Source organism: Pseudomonas sp. LBUM1663 (assembly GCF_059695905.1).
The window spans coordinates 5,200,953-5,219,341 of sequence record NZ_CP166792.1 but is presented as its reverse complement, the minus strand read 5'-3'; the positions used below and the strand labels follow the sequence as shown (position 1 = coordinate 5,219,341).

Genomic DNA, 18,389 nt, shown 5'->3' with positions numbered 1-18,389 from the left:
TGAGGGAATTGATTCTGCGACCCGCAGCCCTAGCCCTCAGCCACACTTGGCCTTAAGCTGCGCGGGCCATGACGGCCGTTGCTGTGTGCGGAGGAGGTGCCCATGCGAATTCTATTGGTTGAAGACAACCGCGATATCCTGGCCAATCTGGCCGATTACCTGGGGCTCAAAGGCTACACCGTGGATTGCGCGCAGGACGGTTTGTCAGGCCTGCACCTGGCGGCCACCGAGCACTATGACCTGATCGTGCTAGACATCATGTTGCCCGGAATCGACGGCTACACGCTGTGCAAACGCCTGCGCGAAGACGCCCGACGCGACACGCCGGTGATCATGCTCACCGCGCGCGATCAGCTGGATGACCGGCTGCAAGGCTTCAAGTCCGGTGCCGATGACTACCTGATCAAACCGTTCGCCCTGTCCGAACTGGCGGCGCGTATCGAGGCGGTCATGCGTCGTGCCCAGGGTGGCGGTCGCCGCGCCTTGCAGGTGGGTGATTTGAGCTACGACCTCGACACCCTGGAGGTGACCCGCGAAGGTCGTCTGCTCAAACTCAACCCGGTCGGCCTGAAGTTGCTGGCCGTGCTGATGCAGAAAAGCCCGCATGTTCTGCGCCGCGAAATTCTCGAAGAAGCCCTGTGGGGCGATGACTGCCCGGACAGCGATAGCCTGCGCAGCCACGTCCACCAATTGCGACAAGTGATCGACAAGCCATTCGCCAAGCCCTTGCTGCAAACCGTGCACGGTGTGGGTTATCGCTTGGCCGAGGGCCGTGATGGAGTTTAAGCAGAGCCTTGCTCAACGGATCATCATCGCCTTTGCGCTGATGAGCGCACTGGTGGCAGGCGCCTTCGCCATGGGCATTGTGGCGACCGTGCATCTGGTCGAAGAAAAGCTGATTTCGGCCGGGCTGGGCGGTGATTTGCAACGGCTGTTGCTGATGGACAGCGTTTCTGACTGGAGCCATCGCCCCGAGCCGGACCAGCTGTTCTATTTCAGCGGTGGGCCGGGGGACTTCGAGCTCCCCAAGGATTTGCGACACCTGGATTCCGGATTCCACGAGGTCTTTCGCGAGCAGCTGTCCTATCACGCGATGGTCGAAGTCGTCGATGGCCGGCGCTACGTATTGCTTCAGGACCAAAGCGATTTCGAAGAGCGTGAACGGGTGCTGTTTGCCGTGGTGCTGGTGGGCTTCGTGCTGAGCCTGGCGCTGGCGGTCTTTCTGGGCTGGGTCTTGGCGCGCAAAGTGATGGCGCCCGTTGTGCGACTGGCTCGCCAGGTGCGACATCGCGATCAATTGCTGGGCCTGGCGCCGCCTTTGGCGCCGGATTATGCCGCTGACGAGGTGGGCGAGCTGGCCGTTGCCTTCGACGCCACCCTTGGGCGTTTGCGCCAGGCGTTGACCCGTGAGCGATTGTTTACCAGTGACGTCAGCCACGAACTGCGCACGCCGTTGATGGTACTGGCCAGCTCCTGTGAGCTGCTGCTCGAAAACCCCGGTATCGACCAGCGCGGCCGTGCCCAGGTCGAGCGAATTGCCCGTGCGAGCGCAGAGATGCGCGAGTTGGTGCAAACCTTCCTGATGTTGGCCCGGGCCCAGCGAGAAGACGCCAGCATGGCACCGCAGCAGACGCTGAGCCAGGTTGCCGATGGGCTGCTCAACCAGTGGCGCGAACCGATTGAAGCCAAAGGGCTGAGCCTGACCTTCGAGCCGGGCCATCCGCTGGGCACTTGCTACAACGCAACCCTCTTGCACGCCGTCATGGGCAACCTGTTGCGTAACGCACTGCATTACACCGAACATGGATTTATCCGTTTGACCCTCACGGCCACGGGTTTCACGGTTGAGGACAGCGGTGTGGGTATTCCTGAAGAAAAACGCGAGGCAATGTTCGAACCTTTCGTGCGCGGCAGTGAAAAGCGCGGCGAAGGCCTGGGACTGGGGTTGTCGCTGGTGCAACGGATTTGCGAGAACCAGGGTTGGAATGTCAGCCTGACCAATATGGAACCCAATGGCTGTCGTTTTCAGGTGGAATTGAGCCAAAGTTAGCGGTTGCTTGAACAGTCGGGGCTCCAAGCCATGACGGCAAACCCGACAAAGCTTGTAATGATTGAACATTTCTTTAACAAGTTTTTCACAAAGGTATGACCTGACGCTGACACTACGCTACCTAAGGTAGTTGTCATCAGAAGTTCAGGAGACCTTAATGATGGACGGCCCGATCAAACTCGATTTTTCCGAAAAGTACGACGATCAACACGCCCAACGATATTTGCGCAAGCACAAGGATGGCCTCGGCCGTCGCCTGTCCCACTGGCGTGACGTGCAGCTGGCGCGAAAGGCGCTAGCGCTGGTCGGTGAGCCAGGGCTGGTCCTTGATTTGCCGTGTGGGGCAGGGCGTTTTTGGCCAATGCTGGCGGAAAAAGCCAATCGCGCCATCATCGGTGCCGACAACTCCGAGTCAATGTTGAAGATTGCCACCCAGGCGCAACCTGCCGACGTGGTCAAACGGGTACAACCCTTGCACACTTCTGCATTCGACATTGCCTTGCCCGACAACGCCGTCGACAGCATTTTCTGCATGCGTTTGCTCCATCACATCGGTGAAGCCGAGCATCGACTGGCCATTCTGCGGGAATTTGAACGCGTCACGCGTGACAGCGTGATCATTTCGTTGTGGGTGGACGGCAATTTCAAGGCCTGGAAACGCAAGCGCTCAGAGCAACGGCGTGAACAGGAAGGTTACCAAAACCGATTTGTGTTACCAGCCGCCACCGTAGAAAAGGAATTTGAACAGGCGGGGTTCCGTATTCAGGAACATCTGGACTTTTTACCGCTCTATGCCATGTGGCGAGTTTACATATTACGCAAGAGGTAACAGGATGGCAGTGCAATGTGCAGCAGAAACGGACGTCGCTTCTCAGGACCGCTTCGACTATTTCTGGAATCAGCGTGGTGAATGGGTAGAAGAACCCAACGTCCGTCGCGGTGGAGAAAGTGGCGTACAGCGTGTCATGGGCAGTGATGGTCAACTGCTCTATGTCAAGCGGCAGACCGGGCATATCTATCGCAGCTGGCTGCACCCGTTCGGCCGTCCGACCGTGTTGCGCGAGCGTGACGCGCTCATTGGTCTGCGCGCGCTGGATGTGCGAGTTCCGGACATTGTTTTCTGCGGCGCACAGCGTGACCCCGCGCACAAATGGCGCGCCTTGCTGGTGACCAAGTCGCTGGACGGCTTCGAGGAAATCGAACACTGGTACGCCGGCGGTGGTCGCGAGCGCCACGGCGAGGTTGTTCATGATCGTGTCTTGAAGGAACTGGCCGAGAATCTGGCCCGCATGCACAAGGGCCGTTGGCAGCACAGCTGCATCTACATCAAGCACGTATTCGTGCGGGTCACCGGCGAAGATGACTCGGCCAAGGTCGAGGTTGCCTTGATCGATCTGGAGAAGTGCCGGCAACGCCTGACCGCCTATCGCGCGGCGGCTCATGACATGAAGCAGCTGCGTCGCCACTCGTCGTTCAGCACGGCAGACTGGCGCAAACTCGTCTACTTTTATGAGACGGCGTTTGGCAGCGCTATCAAAGGTTTATAGCAATGAAACTAGAAATTGCACGAGGTGTGTTTTTGATAGGAGCCTTGGCAGTTGCTTCATTGGCGGTGGCGGCGTGGGAGCAGCCCCGCACGCAAGTCCTCAGTTCAGTGAGCGCGGATGCTCACTGTCCGTTACCACGGGTAGCCAAAGCCTCCGTGGCATCCCAACCCGATCATGATTTATTGCTGTTCATGTTCGGACTTTCTCAAGGAATGAGGCCGCAGAGTTGAACAGATTGAAGCCCAAATAAAAGGCCTCGCCAAATGCGAGGCCTTTTTTTGTGCCCGAACTTCAAGCCTTGCACGGTCTAGTGTGGGAGTTCTTTGGCATCGGGTTTGGCCAGCAGGGTGTAGATGCACGGCAACACGAACAGCGTAAACAACGTCCCGATCGACATCCCGGTTGCGATCACCATGCCGATATCAAACCGGCTGACCGCGCCCGCGCCCGTGGCGATGATCAATGGCACCATGCCGAACACCATCGCCGCCGTGGTCATCAACACCGGACGTAATCGAATCGCCGCTGCTTCCTCCACAGCCTCACGAGGTGTAAGGCCTTTTTCCTTGCGCAACTGGTTGGCGAACTCAACGATCAGGATGCCGTGCTTGCTGATCAGCCCGATCAAGGTCACCAGGCCTACCTGGGTATAAATGTTCATGCTCGACCAACCCAGGAACAGCGGAATCAACGCGCCGCAAATCGACAGTGGCACCGTCACCAGAATCACCAGCGGATCACGGAAGCTTTCGAACTGGGCCGCCAGCACCAGAAAAATGATCGCCAGCGCCAAGGCGAAGGTTACCCACAGCGCGCTGCCTTCCTGAACGTATTGGCGCGACGCACCGGCGTAATCGATGGCAAAACCGGCCGGTGCTTCTTCCAGCGTGATCTGGCGTACGGCGTCGATGGCTTCACCCATGCTGACCAGAGGCACCCCGGACAGGATGGCCGAGTTGAGTTGCTGGAACTGGTTCAACTGCCGTGGACGCGCCCGGTCGGTGACGGTGATCAGGGTCGACAGGGCCAGCAGTTCGCCTTGGGTGTTCTTCACGTAATAGTTGTTCAACCAGTCCGGGTTGTCCCGGAAAGGTCGTTCGACCTGGGCGATGACTTTGTAGCTGCGACCTTCAATAGTGAAACGGTTGATTTCCGCCTGACCCAGCAACGTGGCCAGTGTTCCACCCAGATCCTGCATGGACACGCCCATCTGCGCGGCTTTGGCGCGATCGATGTCCACGACGACTTCGGGTTTGTCGAAGGCCAGGTCAACGTCGACGAAGGCGAACTTGCCGGACTCCATCGCCCGCTTTTTCACCCGGTCCATCACTTGTAGCAGCGCCTCGTAATCGTTGGCCGTGTTGATGACGAACTGAAACGGCAACCCTTCACCCGTGCCAGGCAAGGAGGGCAGGTTGAAGCCAAAGACCTGCAGCCCGGCAATGCCCTCCAGTTTGCGCTGGACCTCGGGCAGGATGGCCATTTGCGTGCGGTCGCGCTCGTTCCACGGTTTGAGCAGGAAACCACCAATCCCCGATTGCACGCCGTTGAATCCATTGATCTGGAACGAGGAGTAGTACTCGGGAAACTCTTTGAAGATCGTGATGAATTCGTCGGTGTAAGTGTTCAGGTAATCGAGGTTGGCCGGTTGCGGGGCGTTGGCCAGCATGAAAATGATGCCCTGATCTTCATCGGGCGCCAGTTCCGACTTGGTGAACTTGAGCAGCACCGGAATCAGGCACAGCACAATCACCGCAAACACCAGCACCATCGGCCGGGTGTTGAGGGTGCCGTGGAGCATGCTTTGGTATCGGCGCTTGAGGCCTTCGAAAATCAGGTCCAGGCGATGAGCCAGGCCGCTGGGGTTTTCATCGTGGCGCAGGAGCAGGGCGCACATCATCGGCGACAGGGTCAGCGCGACCACACCGGAGATCACCACTGCCCCGGCCAGCGTCAGGGCGAACTCCTTGAACAGCGCCCCCGTGAGCCCGGTCAGGAAACCGATGGGCGCATAGACCGCCGCGAGGGTGATGGTCATCGAGACCACCGGCATGGCGATCTCCCGGGCGCCTTCGATGGCCGCATCCAGCGGCGTCTTGCCTTCCTCGATGTGTCGGTGAATGTTCTCCACCACCACGATGGCATCGTCCACCACCAACCCGATCGCCAGCACCATCGCCAGCAGGGTCAGCAGGTTGATCGAGTAGCCCATCATCTGCATGAAGAACATCACGCCGATCATCGACAGCGGAATGGTCACCACCGGGATCACCACCGAACGCAGCGCCCCGAGAAACAGAAACACCACCACGATCACGATCAGCACGGCTTCGAAGAGGGTTTTCACCACTTCGTCAATCGAGGCCTGGATGAACAGCGTGGCGTCGTAGGCGATTTCACCCTTCAGGTTGGGCGGCAGCTGGGCTTCCAGCTCCGGCATGATCTTGCGTACTTCCTTGATCACGTCCAGCGGGTTGGCGCCCGGCGTGGCCTTGATACCGATGTACACCGAAGGAGTACCACCGAACGAACTGATCGAGTCGTAGTTTTCCGCGCCCATCTCAACCCGGGCCACATCGCTGAGCAGCACCCGACTGTCTCCATCGACCTTGAGCGGAATCGCGGCGAACGCTTCGGCGGATTTGAGTTCGGTGTTGGCGTTGATGCTGGTGACGACGTACTCGCCTTTCACTTCACCGGCCGCGGAGAGGAAGTTGTACTGGCGCACCGCGTTGGTCACGTCGCTGGCGGCCAGGCCGAAACCGGCCAGCTTCACCGGGTCCAGCCACAGGCGCATGGCGAATACCTGGTTGCCGAGAATCTCGGCTTCAGCCATGCCCGGCAGGGTCGCCAGTTTTGGCTGGATGACGCGTGACAGGTAGTCGGTGATCTGCGGGTTGCTCAGTTCCTTGCTGAAGAAACTGATGTACATGAGTGCCGAGGCGTCGGCGGCTTCCTTGCTCAGCACCGGGTCTTCGGCATCCTGAGGCAGCTGGTTCTTCACCTCGTTGGCCTTGGCCAGCAGCTCGGTGAATAAACGGTCGCTATTGGAGCCGATGCGCGCGTAAATCGAAATCACCGAGAAGTTCTGGCGACTGACCGAGGTCATGTAGTCGATGCCCTCGGCACTGGCCAGGCTTTGCTGCATCGGTTGGGTGATGTAACCCTGAATGGTTTCGGCGTTGGCCCCGGGGTACGCGGTAGTCACCGTGATCAGGGCGTTTTCCATTTGCGGGTATTGGCGCAGCGGCAGCTTGCTCCAGGCCTGGAAGCCCAGCAGCACAATCAACAGGCTGACCACGGTGGAGAGCACCGGGCGGCGGATGAACGGATCGGTAAAAGCCATGAGGATTCCTTGATCAGTCAGTACGTGGCTGACTGTTCTTATCGGTCAGGGTCTTGTCGTCGCTGATGGCAATGTGTGCACCGTTGTCCAGTTTGATCTGACCGGCCGTGACCACTTTTTCGCCGTTCTGCAAACCTTTGGTAATCATCACCAGCCCGTCGCGGCGCTCGCCGGTTTCGATGAAACGCCGTTCGGCGATCAGGATCGGCTGGCCCTTGTCGTCTTTTTCGAGGCTGCCGTCTTCGGCTTTTTTCTGCGCGACGACGTAGAGCGAGTTGCCGTATAGCGTGTAAGTGATCGCGCTTTCCGGCACGACGATGCGCGGCTGCGGGTCGGGCAGCATCACCTGCAGGCTGGCGAACATGCCCGGCAGCAGTTTGCCGTCGGGGTTGGCCAGGGTCGCGCGGACCTGAACGTTGCGGGTACTGTTTTCGACTTTCGGGTTGATCGCGCTGATCGTGCCGGGGAAGGTTTGTGTCGGGTAGGCCGAGACAATGATCTGCACCGACTGGCCGAGGGCGATCTTCGGCACCGACTGCTCGGGCACGAAGAAGTCGACGTAGAGGCTGCTGAGGTCTTGCAGGGTGGCGATCATGGTCCCGGTGGCGACATAGTCACCAATGTCCACCTGTCGAATGCCGATCGTCCCGCTGAAGGGTGCGACGATGCTTTTTTTGCCGAGCGCAGCCTTGAGTTGATTGACCGTCGCCTTGCTCTTTTTCTGCACCGCTGACAGTCGGTCGAATTCGCCTTTGGAAATGGCCTGGCTGCCCACCAGTTGGCTACCTCGACCGTAATCGAGTTGGGCCAGGCCGAGGTCGGCCAGAGCCGTTTCAAGCAAGGCAGTTTCCACGGCGCTGTCGAGTCGCAGGAGGGGTTGGCCGGCCTTGACCTTCTGGCCTGACTCGAACTGCAAGTCGATGACGGTGCCGTCGGTCTCCAGGCTCAGGTCCACGCCTTGCAGCGCCTTGAGGGTGCCGACGCTTGGCAGGCGAGCTTGCCACGGACGTTCGACGGCAGTGGTCGCGGCGACACTGATCGGAGGTTTCGGCGCGGAAAATCCTTGAATCATCGTATAGATGGAGAAGGCTTTATAACCGGCCAGGACCAGCACGATCAGCAGAACAACACCCAACATGATCAGCATGCGGCGACGCAGCATATTTCCACTTCCTTGGAGAAAATCAGGTGAGACAGTGGGGCACATTACCCCGAGTCGGAGGGGGATTCCAACTGGTAGAAATTACAGGCAGGAATACGACGATCACAAAACCTGTGGCGAGGGAGCTTGCTCCCGCTGGACTGCGTAGCAGTCCCATTTTTCAGGGCCGCTGCGCAGCCCAGCGGGAGCAGGCTCCCTCGCCACAGGTAAGCTCGCCAACAGAGAAGGGAGAGGTCAGATGAGGTGCAGGTGGTTGTCCCAGAGCCCCGCCGGTAGCTCCAGCGGTTTTGCAACCAGAGTTGTCTGGCGGCAATCGTAATACCGGCAGCGGCCCTGACCCGAGGTCACGACAAAGCCATCGGCTACCGTGCCGACTCCGGCGCAATCGGGAAGCGGCGCATCCAGGCGCACTTCGCCGCTGTCCATGTCCCAGATGAAAAAGCGGTTGCCCCGTGGCGCGGTCAACGCGATCAGCCGCAAGTCACTGTGGACCGCCACGCTGGCGGTGTAATGTCCCATCGCCTGCAACTGATGCTCCGGCACCGGGAACGCCACGAACGGTTGACCCGGACGCTTGATCGCCAGCAACTCCGAAGACTCGTGGGACGGCCCCATGAACTGCTGGCCGGCGACGATGGTGCCATCGCTGGCGATTCCCAGATGACGCACGCTGTTCATCTGTTGGGCGAGGGTTTCCTTGCTCAGCAGGGTGCCGTCCCGTTGCATCAATACCAGGCTTGGTTCCATGGCGTTGAGGTTCATCTCGACCCGGCTTTCCGCCTCGGTGCGAATGCCGCCGTTGGCCACCACCAGCGTCTCGCCATCCGGCATCCACGACACCTGATGCGGGCCGATCCCATGGGTGGAAATCTCGCCGCTGTGCACCAGCCGCTCACCTTCGAACTTATACACACCCAACAGTCCGCGACCCGGATCGGAGGTGTCGTTTTCGGTGGCGTACAGCCAGTCGCCGCTCTTGTGAATCACCGCGTGACCGTAGAAATGCCGGTTCGGCAGCGAGGTCACGGTTTGCAGCAGCGTGCCGTCGCGCAGGTCGATCAGATAACTTTCGGTGCCCGGACGGCGTGCGACGAACAGTGCGATCGGCAATGTCGGGTGGTTGATGATGTCGTGGCAGCGCTGGCCGACCTGGGTGGCAAACACCCGGGAGCCGTCCAGCCGATAGCCGACGGCGTAATGCTTGCCGTCGCCATCGTCCCGCGCCGAGAGCAGCAGCGGGCTCTTGTCCTTTTGCTTGAACAGCGTCCAGCCGCCCAGTGTCACTGCTCCCAGCAGCAAACTACCTAAAGTCAGAGCCTGACGTCGCAGCATGGCACTTGTCCTCATCAGTCACCGTCGTTGGCGTTGAAGCCCAGTTGGATACCCAGCGCCTTGGCCAGTTCACCTTCGTGCAGGCGATGGACGACGTTGAGGCTGTCGTAGATATCGTTGAGTTGCTGGCGACCGGCATCGTCATTGAGCATTTCTGTCAGCGAGCGCTGATTGCTGGCGAACAGTTTCAAGGACGCGGCGTAAGCAGCATCGATCTTGTCGGCCAACGGCTTCTGCTCGCTCGGCAACAGGCCGCGCAGGCCTTTGTTGTCGACGCCTTCCCACACGGTTTTGGCAGCGGCGAGGCTGGCTTCCAGGCCGGTCAGGGACGACTGGCTGCGCCAGGCATCGGCCTGGAATGGTTGCGGCACGCCTTTGCTCTGGCGGCCCATCGGCGTGCCGAGTTTTTTCTTCAAGGTGTCGAGGGCGGTGACCTGAACGCGCAGCAGATCGGCGATGGCTTCGTGGGAGTCGGCGTAGCGCTGGTTCGGGAACTTGCTCATCTGCGCGAGCATGCCGTCGGTGTTGTTCCAGCTTTGCAGAATCTCTTCAGCCAGCAGTTTCTGACGTTCGCCAATCGCCTTCAGCAGCGGGCAGTACTTGGCTTTTTGCGCGTCGTTGGCCACGTCCGGCTTGCTGTCGAACAGGATGTATTCATAGGCCGAGAGGCCTTGCACCACAACGCTGGACTTGGCCAGGGCGGCGGCATCGATCTGCGGCTGCGCGGTGACCAGTTGCTCGACCTGACGGCCGACCAGGTTTTTCTTGTCCGGCCAGAACTGCACCTGCCAGGCGCGATTGCCCTCGGCCAGCGGCCCGATCAGCAGCGGTTGCAGTTCGGCCCAGGCTTTCTGCGCGTGCAGGAAGTCGGCGCGGGCGGTGTCGAGGTTTTCCTTGCCTTCGCAGTAGGCGAGGGCGCTGACGGCCAATTGGCGGTCGGCTTCAACCCAACGGGTGTACGTCGGCAGGATCACCGATTTGGCGATGGCGGCCGAGGTGACGGCTTGCGGGTCCTGTGGCGAGCAAGCGCCGAGGGCGAGTGCTGCAAGGCTGGTGAACAACAATTTGGGACGGAACATGTCGGGCTCCCGCTATGGAAAACGTATTAAAGGGAATTCAAAAACGCCAGCAACGCAGCGCGCTGCTCGGCATTGAAAGACAAAACCTGTTGCTGGGCCGCTTGCGCTTCGCCGCCATGCCAGAGCACGGCTTCCAGCAGATTGCGGGCGCGGCCGTCGTGCAAGAACTGGGTGTGGCCACTGACCGCCTGCGTCAGGCCAATGCCCCACAAAGGCGGGGTGCGCCAGTCGCGGCCACTGGCCTGGAATTCGCTGCGGTTGTCGGCCAGGCCGTCGCCCATGTCGTGCAGCAGCAGATCGCTGTAAGGGCGAATCACTTGATTGGCCAGTTCAGGTTCGGCGGCGTTGGCGGCGGTGGTGTATTTCGGTGTGTGACAGGACTGGCATCCGGCCTGGAAAAACAGGTTCTTGCCGGCCAGCACTTCGGGCGTGTTGACGTCGCGACGGGCCGGCACGGCGAGGTTGCGGCTGTAGAACAGCACCAGGCGCAGGATGTTATCGCTGACTTCGGGCTCGCCATTCGGGCCGTTGCCATTGGAGGCCTGTTTGCAGACGGTTTGCGCATCGGTGCAGTCGTCGAAAGGGCGGAGGCTGGTGGTCAGGCCCATGTCGCCGGAAAACGCGTGAACGTTCTGCTGATTGAGGTTCGGTTGCCCGGCTTTCCAGCCGAATCGGCCCAGGACGGTTTTCTGTTGCACGTCGTCCCAGACACGGTTCGGGCGTCCGGCAATGCCGTTTTTGTCCTTGGCCTGCGCCTCGGCGTTGGCGAGGATCGCTTCGTCAGGGATGGCTTCGAGCAAGCCCAGGCCAATCATCGGCGGGGCAACGCGCGCCGAGAAACGGGTGTCGGGGTGCATTGGGCCGTAACCCAGCTGGGTGATGTTCAGGCTGGGTTTGCGTAGCTCGATTTCAGTGCCGTCCTTGAAGCGGACCGCAACGGGGGTGTAATCGACCCGCACTTTACCTTCCGGGGTCACGCCGGGCACGGCCATGTCCTGGAACTGGCTGCCGTAGACCGGCTCCGGGACCACGCCGAGCTGCTCGATGACTTTTGCATAGGCCGGCGCGTCCGGGATCGACAGGCGCACCAGCATCGATACCGCGTTCGCCGCATCGGGCGTCGGCGGATGACCACGACCGTCCTTGATGTGACAGCCCTGACAGGCGTTGGTATTGAACAGCGGACCGAGGCCGTCCCGGGCAGTGGTGGTCGAAGGGGCAATCACCCAAGGGTTGCGGAAGAAACTGTTGCCGACGCTGAAATCCACGCGCCGTGACGGCGACAGGTTGGCGGAGGGCAGGGAGAAGGCGTTCTGATCAGTCTTGCGCACGGTCGCTGCGCCACCGGACCGGGCTTCACCGGGTTCGGCCTTGGTAAAACGCGGGGCGTCATCGCAGGCACTCAGGCCCAGGGCCAGAAACAGTGCGGACAAGCGAAGCAGCAGCGAGGGCATCAGACATCCTGCAAGACGAGCAAAACAAGGGCGCAAAGTCTAACAGGGCAAGGGAGTTTGAATAAGAGGAATTATCGTTTGGTTGATGTGGGGCAGTGTTCGGCTGGAGACCGAGGCGCCGCCATCGCGGACAAGCCCGCTCCCACAGGATCTACGCGAACCCTGTGGGAGCGGGCTTGCCCGCGATGGCGGTGTGTCAGTCGCTAGTGATGTGGCATGTGACGCCGTCTTCGCGGGCAAGCCACGCTCCCACAGGATCTACGCGAACCCTGTGGGAGCGAGCCTGCTCGCGATGGCGGAAGCACATTCAGCATTTATGGTGACTGACACGGCCTCCTCGCGAGCAGGCTCGCTCCTACAGTGGTCCGTGTCAGGCGGGTATGAAAAAGGCGACCCGAAGGTCGCCTCTTTATCACTCAGCCAGCGTTGATCAGAACTCGTGATCAGCGTTGTCCGGGTTCAGGTCGCTGATGCCCAGTTTGCCAGCGGCGGCTTCGATCGAACCGGTCTGCTTGACCAGGGCGGCGATTGCGTCGCGCACGATCTGGTTGCCAGCGGTGTTACCGGCGGCGATCAGCTGGTCGTAGTGCTCACCCTTGTTGGCGTGATCGACGATGACCTGCATCTTGGCTTCGGTTGCGGCCAGGTCGGCTTTCAGCGCGGTATCGGCGGCCGGGTCGGCCTTGGCCACCAGAGACGACAGGCTGGCGCCGGTCATTTTGGTGCCATCTACACGGGTGTATTCGCCCAGGTACACGTTGCGAACACCCTTGGCATCGTAGAACTGCGAGTTATGGGTGTTGTCGCTGAAGCAATCGTGTTCGTCTTCAGGGGAGTTGGCTTCCAGGGAAACCTTCATGCGCTCGCCCGCCAGTTCGCCCAGGGACAGGCTGCCCATGCCGAACAGCATTTTGCGCAGGCCGGAATCAACCGGTTCCGCTTCGAGGGTGGCGCGGTAGTTGTCGGCCACGTTCGGCTTCCAGTTACCGACCATTTCTTCCAGGTCGCTGACCAGCAACTGGGTCACGGACTTCAGGTAAGCGCGGCGACGATCGTTGTGACCGCCGGTGGCGCCTTTGCCTTCCAGGTAGTCGGAGGCTGGACGGTTGCCGGCGCCAGGGCCGGTGCCGTTCAGGTCCTGGCCCCAGAGCAGAAATTCGATGGCGTGGTAGCCAGTGGCGACGTTGGCTTCGGAGCCGCCCAGCTCGTTCAAGCTGGCGAGTTTTTCCGGGGTGATGTCTTTCACGTCAATCTTGTCTTCGCCGACCTGAACCTGAGTGTTGGCGATGATGTTGGCCGTGGCGCCCGGGTTACCCAGTGCGTGCTCGTAGGATTTGTCGACGTAGTCGATCAGGCCTTCGTCCAGTGGCCAGGCGTTCACCTGACCTTCCCAGTCGTCGATGATGGTGTTGCCGAAGCGGAACACTTCGCTCTGCAGGTAAGGAACGCGGGCAGCTACCCAGGCCGCCTTGGCGGTTTTCAGGGTGTCGGCGTTCGGTTTGGCGAGGAAGGCGTCGACGGCGGTTTGCAGGATCTTCGCGGTGGATTCGGCATCGCTGTATACGGCGTAGACGATGTCGGCGTAATGCGCGACAACGGCTTTGGCGGCGGCTTCGTCGACTTTGCTGGTCGCGGCAGGTGCGGTGGCTGGCGCCGGAGCGGTCGTGCTGGCGGCCGGCGTAGGCGCTGGGGCTGCAGCTTTGTCTTTGCCTTCGCCACAACCGGCGAGGGAAATAGCGATGGCCAACAGACTGGCGGTAGCCAGAGGCATACGAATCATGGCGAACATCCTGCTTCGAGAGGGGTGGTATGGCGCAGCAAGCGCGCAAAACTGCGACATAATGCAAATCTTTCGCATTATCTGTAAAGGGTTGTAGCTGGAAATATTTCTTATTCAGGCGAGAGTTGTGTCGTGGATCAAAAGATCGCAGCCTCGTTTCAATCGACAGCTGCTACAGAAGCACTCGGGCCCGTAACAGCTGTGGAGTGAAACGAGGCTGCGATCTTTTGAGAACTACAAAATAGCCGCGTTACTGCGCTGCGCCTGTTTCAGGTAGGCGCTCAATTCCCGTGCCGGCAGCGGTTTGCTGTAGTGGTAGCCCTGACCTTCGTGGCAGCCTTCGGAGATGATGTAGGCCTCTTGCTCGGCGGTTTCCACGCCTTCGGCAATCACCTGCATGCCCAGGCTCTTGCCCAGCTGGATGATCGCCCGAACGATGGTGGCATCGTCGTCGTCATCGAGCAGGTCCTGCACGAAGCTCTTGTCGATCTTGATCTTGTCCAGCGGCAGGCTTTTCAGGTAGCTCAAGGACGAATAACCGGTGCCGAAATCGTCGATCGCAATCAATGCGCCGGAGCGACGCAGGCTCAGCAGATGCTGGGCGGCGGTGCTGATGTCTTCCATCAGGCCGGTTTCGGTGACTTCCAGCTCCAGGCTGCGCGGCGGCAGGCGGTACATCTGCAGCAGGTTGTTGACCACCCGCGGCAGCTCGGCGTGGTGCAGTTGCACGGTGGACAGGTTCACCGCCATGCGCAGGTCGATGAAACCCTGGTCATGCCATTCGCGCAGTTGTTTGCAGGCCTGATCCAGCACCCATTCGCCGATGGCGATAATGGTGCCGTTCTGCTCGGCCAACGGGATGAACAGGTCGGGCGGCACCAGGCCATGCTCGGGATGCTGCCAGCGAATCAGCGCCTCTACCCCCACCACCCGGTGATCGCGGTAGCTGATCTGCGGTTGGTAGACGAGGTAGAACTGGTCCCGCCGCAGGGCGTCGCGCAGGTCTTTTTCCAGTTCCCGGCGGCGGCGCATCTCGGTGTCGACGCTGGCGATGTAGAACTGATAACGGTTGCGCGAGCGGGTTTTCGCCAGCGTCATGGTCTGCTCGGCTTTTTGCAGCAGTTTCTCGGTGCTGTCGCCGTCTTCGGGAAACAGGGTGATGCCGATGGTCGCACGCAGGCGGATTTCCTGATGATCGAGGGCAAACGCCGCTTCCAGGTCATCGAGGATGCTTTGCGCCAGTTCGGCGGCTTCGTAAGGTTGTTCGATATCGGCCTGGACCAGGGCGAACTGATCGCCACCGAGCCGGGCGAGGGCGCCGAGGCGACCGCTGTGAGCGCGCAGACGATCGGCCAGGGCGAGCAGCAATTGGTCGCCGGTCTGATAGCTGAACTGTTCGTTGATGCCTTTGAAGTCGTCCAGACCTACCACCAGCACCGCAACCCGACGTTGCAACTTGCCGGCGTCGACCAGGATCTTGTCCAGTTGTTGCTGCAATTGCTGACGGTTCGGCAGACCGGTGAGGAAGTCGTACTGGGCCATGCGCAGCAGGCTGTTTTCCGCTTCGTGGCGCAGGTGGGTGTTGCGCTCGATGGATTCGAGTAACTGGTTGGCGGTGTTGATCCAGATCCCCAGTTCGTTCTTTTCGTGGCCCTTGAGTTGCGGAATCTTGTGTTCGCTGGGGCGGTCCGGATTGATTTCGGTCAGGTGTTCGATGATGCGCGACAGCGGTTTGGTCAGCAGCCAGTGGTAGACCAGGTACAGCACCAGGCCCATGGCCAGGGCGCGTAATACGCCGGAGATGAAGATGATGACAGAACTGACGATGAAGCCTTGCCCGTAGGTGGCGGTGTCGAGGGTGATGCTGAGGTCGCCGTAATATTCGCTGTAGGGACCGCGACCGACCAGTTGGGTGGTAAAGGTGCGTTCCTTGCCCAGGATCAGGTCGGTCAGCCAGCGGCTGTTTGAATGCTGCAACTCACGAGATTTCTGCGCGAGCATGGCTTCGTTGGGATGGCCGATGGAGGCTTGGCGCACGGCGTCGTCCTGGAACAGGCCTTCGATGACCTGCATGCCCATTTCCCGGTCCAGGCTGTAGACGGCCTGGGTGGAGGGGTCGCGGAACATGTCGAGGATGCGTTCTGCATCGTTGGCCACGGCCTGGCGTGTTTTATAGGCATCGAAGACGATCTGCGCGCAGCTCAAGACTACGCCGACGATCAATGCCGACAGGAGCACGACCCGGAGCAACTTCACCGACAAGCTGTTCTTGAGTTCCAGCTTCAAAGGGTTATTCCTTGTTCCGTGCGGGTAGCATCAAGTTGCCATGAGTATTGGCAATCCCGTGATGGCAGTCAAAGGGACAATCAATCTCAGGGTTTTTTGCCTGCAGCTTGGCAGAAATGCTGTTGTTTTGAGTATTTGCCCTATTTGTACTGTGTCGGTAGTTGGGTCCTTCAACTTGAGGGGGATTGGGACTATTTTTCCTTTTGTTGATGTTAGCCTGCTGTGGCGTGGGGGCAAGGGGCCGAATGCTGGTTTCATTGTCCGAGATTGGCTTGGTTACTTGGCGGCCTGGTAGCCGACCATGTTCTTGTTGGTTGTGGACATATCCATTTCTGCGGTAACGGCGACTTATGGTTTCGCCCTTACGGCGAGTCCCTTTTGGCAAACGCCCCAAAAGGAACCAAAAGGTCTCGCCCCAAGCGTCCGGCCCCTCGCCTGGGCTCGGCGTTCCTTCGTTCCGGTATCCATCCGGGGACACTGCCCTCCGGTCTGCTTCGCGACGACCTACATGCAGCGTGTTCGACTGCGTCGAACGGCGCTGCGCGCCACTCCCCGGATGAACACCTCCACTCAGCCTCCCGAAAGGGGCGGGTGGATCAAGATCAAGAGCTGCAGGCGAGCTAACGCTCGGCCTGATGAGTGGTGAGGAGCGAAGCATGTATGCCGATCCGTTTTTGTAGGAGCGAGGCTTGCCCGCGAAGGCGGCCTGACAGCCGACCAATTTCTTGCAGGTGTACAACAAACCCTTGTGGGAGCTGGCCTGCCAGCGATGGCGGCCTGACAGCCGACCAATCTCTTCCTGATGCCTCCCGATTGATCGTTCCCATGCTCCGCGTGGGAATGCCGCCCGGGACGCTCCGCGTTCCATTTTTGTGTGTTTAAAGATGTGTAAAAAACACAGCGAATTCCCACGCATTTTTCAGGTTGCCGGGTAGGAAGCAGTCTCTCTAACCTCTGGCTGTCGCTGAAAACTCAGCGACCGGGTGTGAGAGCCCGTAGAGGTTTTAATACAGCGCCAGTACCACCATAATTGCCGCCAGCTAATCCGCTGCCTGCAAGTTTTTTATGGCGGCTGTGTGCGGGCAGACTTCGGTCTGGCCGGGTCTATTCCTCTACCGGTTTCTCACTCCGCACATAGCTGCCACCACTCCGTCGCGTGAGAAACGACTGGTGATGGCTCCAGTTTGATTAGAGGAATTGTAGTTTGGATAAGTTAATCCCCGATCCACCCGTCAACACCACCCCCAACGCCGAAACCACCGAAGCCGAAGCGCTCCTCAAAGACCACGAAGCCATAAAACGCGCCCTCGACTACTACCTCGATCCGCCAGACCAATACCTCGAAAAACCCCGTCGCCCTAGCACGATGTTCATGATCGCCCCCGACATGGGCACCGAAAGCCTCCTCGCCCAAGCCTGCGAGTCATTGGCCTCCGCCAGTGTCATGGCGAGCGATTTCGCCGCGAACCTGATCGGCCCGCAGCGCAATACGGTGTTGGCAATCCAGCAGATCATCATGTTGGCGGAGTTGGCGGTAAACCGAGCCTTGGATAACGTCGATCCGCAAGCGGGCTGACTTTTCCCCAGCCCATAAAAAAACCCGGCATAAAAGCCGGGTTTCTTGTCTGGCGTCGAGATTAAGCCTTGAAGGTTTTGCCTTCAAATTGCTCAGCCACGAATTTCCAGTTGACCAGGTTCCAGAACGCTTCGACGTATTTCGGACGAACGTTGCGGTAGTCGATGTAGTAAGCGTGTTCCCAGACGTCGCAGGTCAGCAGCGGGGTGTCGCCGCTGGTCAGCGGGTTACCGGCGCCGATGGTGCTGGCCAGGGCCAGGGAACCGTCAGCCTTTTTCACCAGCCAGCCCCAACCGGAACCGAAGGTGCCGATGGAGGTTTTGCTGAATTCTTCTTTGAACTTGTCGAACGAACCGAAAGAAGCGTTGATGGCTTCAGCCAGAGCGCCGGTTGGTTGACCACCGGCGTTTGGCGCCAGGCAGTTCCAGTAGAAAGTGTGGTTCCAGACCTGAGCGGCGTTGTTGAAGATGCCGCCCGAAGAAGATTTGACGATTTCTTCCAGGGTCTTGCCTTCGAACTCGGTGCCTGGCACCAGGTTGTTCAGGTTCACGACGTAGGTGTTGTGGTGCTTGTCGTGGTGGTATTCCAGAGTTTCCTTGGAAATGTGCGGCTGCAGGGCATCGTGTGCGTAAGGCAGCGGCGGCAATTCGAAAGCCATGATGATTCTCCTAATCAGGTCAGTTGCGGTGAGCGCAAGGCCGATCACGGGCGGCCAGACAAGCGCCGGGGAGTTTGTACTCTTTGCGGCGCATCGGATCGGATCATAGCACCGGGGGT

At 59.9% G+C, this 18,389-nt stretch carries 14 protein-coding genes; 6 read left to right on the top strand and 8 right to left on the bottom strand.

All coding sequences use genetic code 11. The annotated features are described in order from the left end of the window. Nucleotides 1–102 precede the first annotated feature (102 nt). The 5 genes from colR to ACA075_RS23870 all read left to right on the top strand — a co-directional run bounded on the left by colR (nucleotide 103) and on the right by ACA075_RS23870 (nucleotide 3,827). The gene (gene colR / locus ACA075_RS23890) at nucleotides 103–786 is read left to right on the top strand and encodes a two-component system response regulator ColR (RefSeq protein ID WP_054045155.1); all 684 of its coding nucleotides are present in this window, start codon (nucleotides 103–105) and stop codon (nucleotides 784–786) included. Next, nucleotides 776–2,050 (top strand): sensor histidine kinase, encoded by a 1,275-nt coding sequence (locus tag ACA075_RS23885; RefSeq protein ID WP_497295742.1) that lies wholly within the window; start codon nucleotides 776–778, stop codon nucleotides 2,048–2,050. The genes colR and ACA075_RS23885 overlap by 11 nt, the downstream gene beginning before the upstream one ends. 160 nt (nucleotides 2,051–2,210) lie before the next feature. Further along, a complete protein-coding gene (locus ACA075_RS23880) occupies nucleotides 2,211–2,879 on the top strand; it encodes a class I SAM-dependent methyltransferase (protein WP_497299320.1) in 669 nt (222 codons plus the stop codon). Between the two features lie 4 nt (nucleotides 2,880–2,883). Further along, entirely contained in the window at nucleotides 2,884–3,597 is a 714-nt protein-coding gene (locus ACA075_RS23875; RefSeq protein ID WP_497295741.1) for a lipopolysaccharide kinase InaA family protein, read from the top strand. Between the two features lie 2 nt (nucleotides 3,598–3,599). Then, nucleotides 3,600–3,827: a hypothetical protein gene (locus ACA075_RS23870; protein ID WP_461955462.1), complete on the top strand. Its 228-nt coding sequence runs from the start codon at nucleotides 3,600–3,602 to the stop codon at nucleotides 3,825–3,827. 77 nt (nucleotides 3,828–3,904) lie between these two features. Here the strand turns inward: ACA075_RS23870 and ACA075_RS23865 are convergent, their stop codons facing one another. The 7 genes from ACA075_RS23865 to ACA075_RS23835 all read right to left on the bottom strand — a co-directional run bounded on the left by ACA075_RS23865 (nucleotide 3,905) and on the right by ACA075_RS23835 (nucleotide 16,036). Further along, complete coding sequence (locus ACA075_RS23865; protein ID WP_497295739.1) at nucleotides 3,905–6,943, bottom strand: multidrug efflux RND transporter permease subunit; 3,039 nt, start codon at nucleotides 6,941–6,943, stop codon at nucleotides 3,905–3,907. A gap of 13 nt (nucleotides 6,944–6,956) precedes the next feature. After that, complete coding sequence (locus ACA075_RS23860; RefSeq protein WP_497295737.1) at nucleotides 6,957–8,105, bottom strand: efflux RND transporter periplasmic adaptor subunit; 1,149 nt, start codon at nucleotides 8,103–8,105, stop codon at nucleotides 6,957–6,959. Nucleotides 8,106–8,339: 234 nt separating this feature from the next. Next, nucleotides 8,340–9,437, bottom strand: coding sequence for a DUF1513 domain-containing protein (locus ACA075_RS23855; RefSeq protein ID WP_497295736.1), 1,098 nt, complete (start codon nucleotides 9,435–9,437; stop codon nucleotides 8,340–8,342). A gap of 14 nt (nucleotides 9,438–9,451) precedes the next feature. Continuing rightward, a complete protein-coding gene (locus tag ACA075_RS23850; protein WP_219094606.1) occupies nucleotides 9,452–10,516 on the bottom strand; it encodes an imelysin family protein in 1,065 nt (354 codons plus the stop codon). 26 nt (nucleotides 10,517–10,542) lie between these two features. Then, nucleotides 10,543–11,970, bottom strand: a complete 1,428-nt coding sequence (locus tag ACA075_RS23845) for a di-heme oxidoreductase family protein (RefSeq protein ID WP_497295735.1) — start codon at nucleotides 11,968–11,970, stop codon at nucleotides 10,543–10,545. A gap of 430 nt (nucleotides 11,971–12,400) precedes the next feature. After that, complete coding sequence (locus ACA075_RS23840; protein WP_497295733.1) at nucleotides 12,401–13,750, bottom strand: imelysin family protein; 1,350 nt, start codon at nucleotides 13,748–13,750, stop codon at nucleotides 12,401–12,403. Between the two features lie 234 nt (nucleotides 13,751–13,984). Further along, a complete protein-coding gene (locus tag ACA075_RS23835) occupies nucleotides 13,985–16,036 on the bottom strand; it encodes a putative bifunctional diguanylate cyclase/phosphodiesterase (protein WP_497295731.1) in 2,052 nt (683 codons plus the stop codon). A 1,204-nt stretch (nucleotides 16,037–17,240) separates the two neighbouring features. Between ACA075_RS23835 and ACA075_RS23830 the strand changes: the two genes are divergently transcribed. After that, complete coding sequence (locus tag ACA075_RS23830) at nucleotides 17,241–17,612, top strand: DUF6124 family protein (protein ID WP_497295729.1); 372 nt, start codon at nucleotides 17,241–17,243, stop codon at nucleotides 17,610–17,612. A 61-nt stretch (nucleotides 17,613–17,673) separates the two neighbouring features. Here the strand turns inward: ACA075_RS23830 and ACA075_RS23825 are convergent, their stop codons facing one another. Continuing rightward, the gene (locus ACA075_RS23825) at nucleotides 17,674–18,270 is read right to left on the bottom strand and encodes a superoxide dismutase (protein WP_010457614.1); all 597 of its coding nucleotides are present in this window, start codon (nucleotides 18,268–18,270) and stop codon (nucleotides 17,674–17,676) included. Nucleotides 18,271–18,389 lie beyond the last annotated feature (119 nt).

Bases quoted from the DNA above. Each gene is read 5' to 3' on its own strand.
- ACA075_RS23885 (WP_497295742.1), top strand. From the start codon at position 776: ATGGAGTTTAAGCAGAGCCTTGCTCAACGGATCATCATCGCCTTTGCG.
- ACA075_RS23845 (WP_497295735.1), bottom strand. From the start codon at position 11,970: ATGCCCTCGCTGCTGCTTCGCTTGTCCGCACTGTTTCTGGCCCTGGGC.
- colR (WP_054045155.1), top strand. From the start codon at position 103: ATGCGAATTCTATTGGTTGAAGACAACCGCGATATCCTGGCCAATCTG.
- ACA075_RS23870 (WP_461955462.1), top strand. From the start codon at position 3,600: ATGAAACTAGAAATTGCACGAGGTGTGTTTTTGATAGGAGCCTTGGCA.
- ACA075_RS23880 (WP_497299320.1), top strand. From the start codon at position 2,211: ATGGACGGCCCGATCAAACTCGATTTTTCCGAAAAGTACGACGATCAA.
- ACA075_RS23865 (WP_497295739.1), bottom strand. From the start codon at position 6,943: ATGGCTTTTACCGATCCGTTCATCCGCCGCCCGGTGCTCTCCACCGTG.
- ACA075_RS23855 (WP_497295736.1), bottom strand. From the start codon at position 9,437: ATGCTGCGACGTCAGGCTCTGACTTTAGGTAGTTTGCTGCTGGGAGCA.
- ACA075_RS23825 (WP_010457614.1), bottom strand. From the start codon at position 18,270: ATGGCTTTCGAATTGCCGCCGCTGCCTTACGCACACGATGCCCTGCAG.
- ACA075_RS23840 (WP_497295733.1), bottom strand. From the start codon at position 13,750: ATGATTCGTATGCCTCTGGCTACCGCCAGTCTGTTGGCCATCGCTATT.
- ACA075_RS23875 (WP_497295741.1), top strand. From the start codon at position 2,884: ATGGCAGTGCAATGTGCAGCAGAAACGGACGTCGCTTCTCAGGACCGC.
- ACA075_RS23850 (WP_219094606.1), bottom strand. From the start codon at position 10,516: ATGTTCCGTCCCAAATTGTTGTTCACCAGCCTTGCAGCACTCGCCCTC.
- ACA075_RS23860 (WP_497295737.1), bottom strand. From the start codon at position 8,105: ATGCTGCGTCGCCGCATGCTGATCATGTTGGGTGTTGTTCTGCTGATC.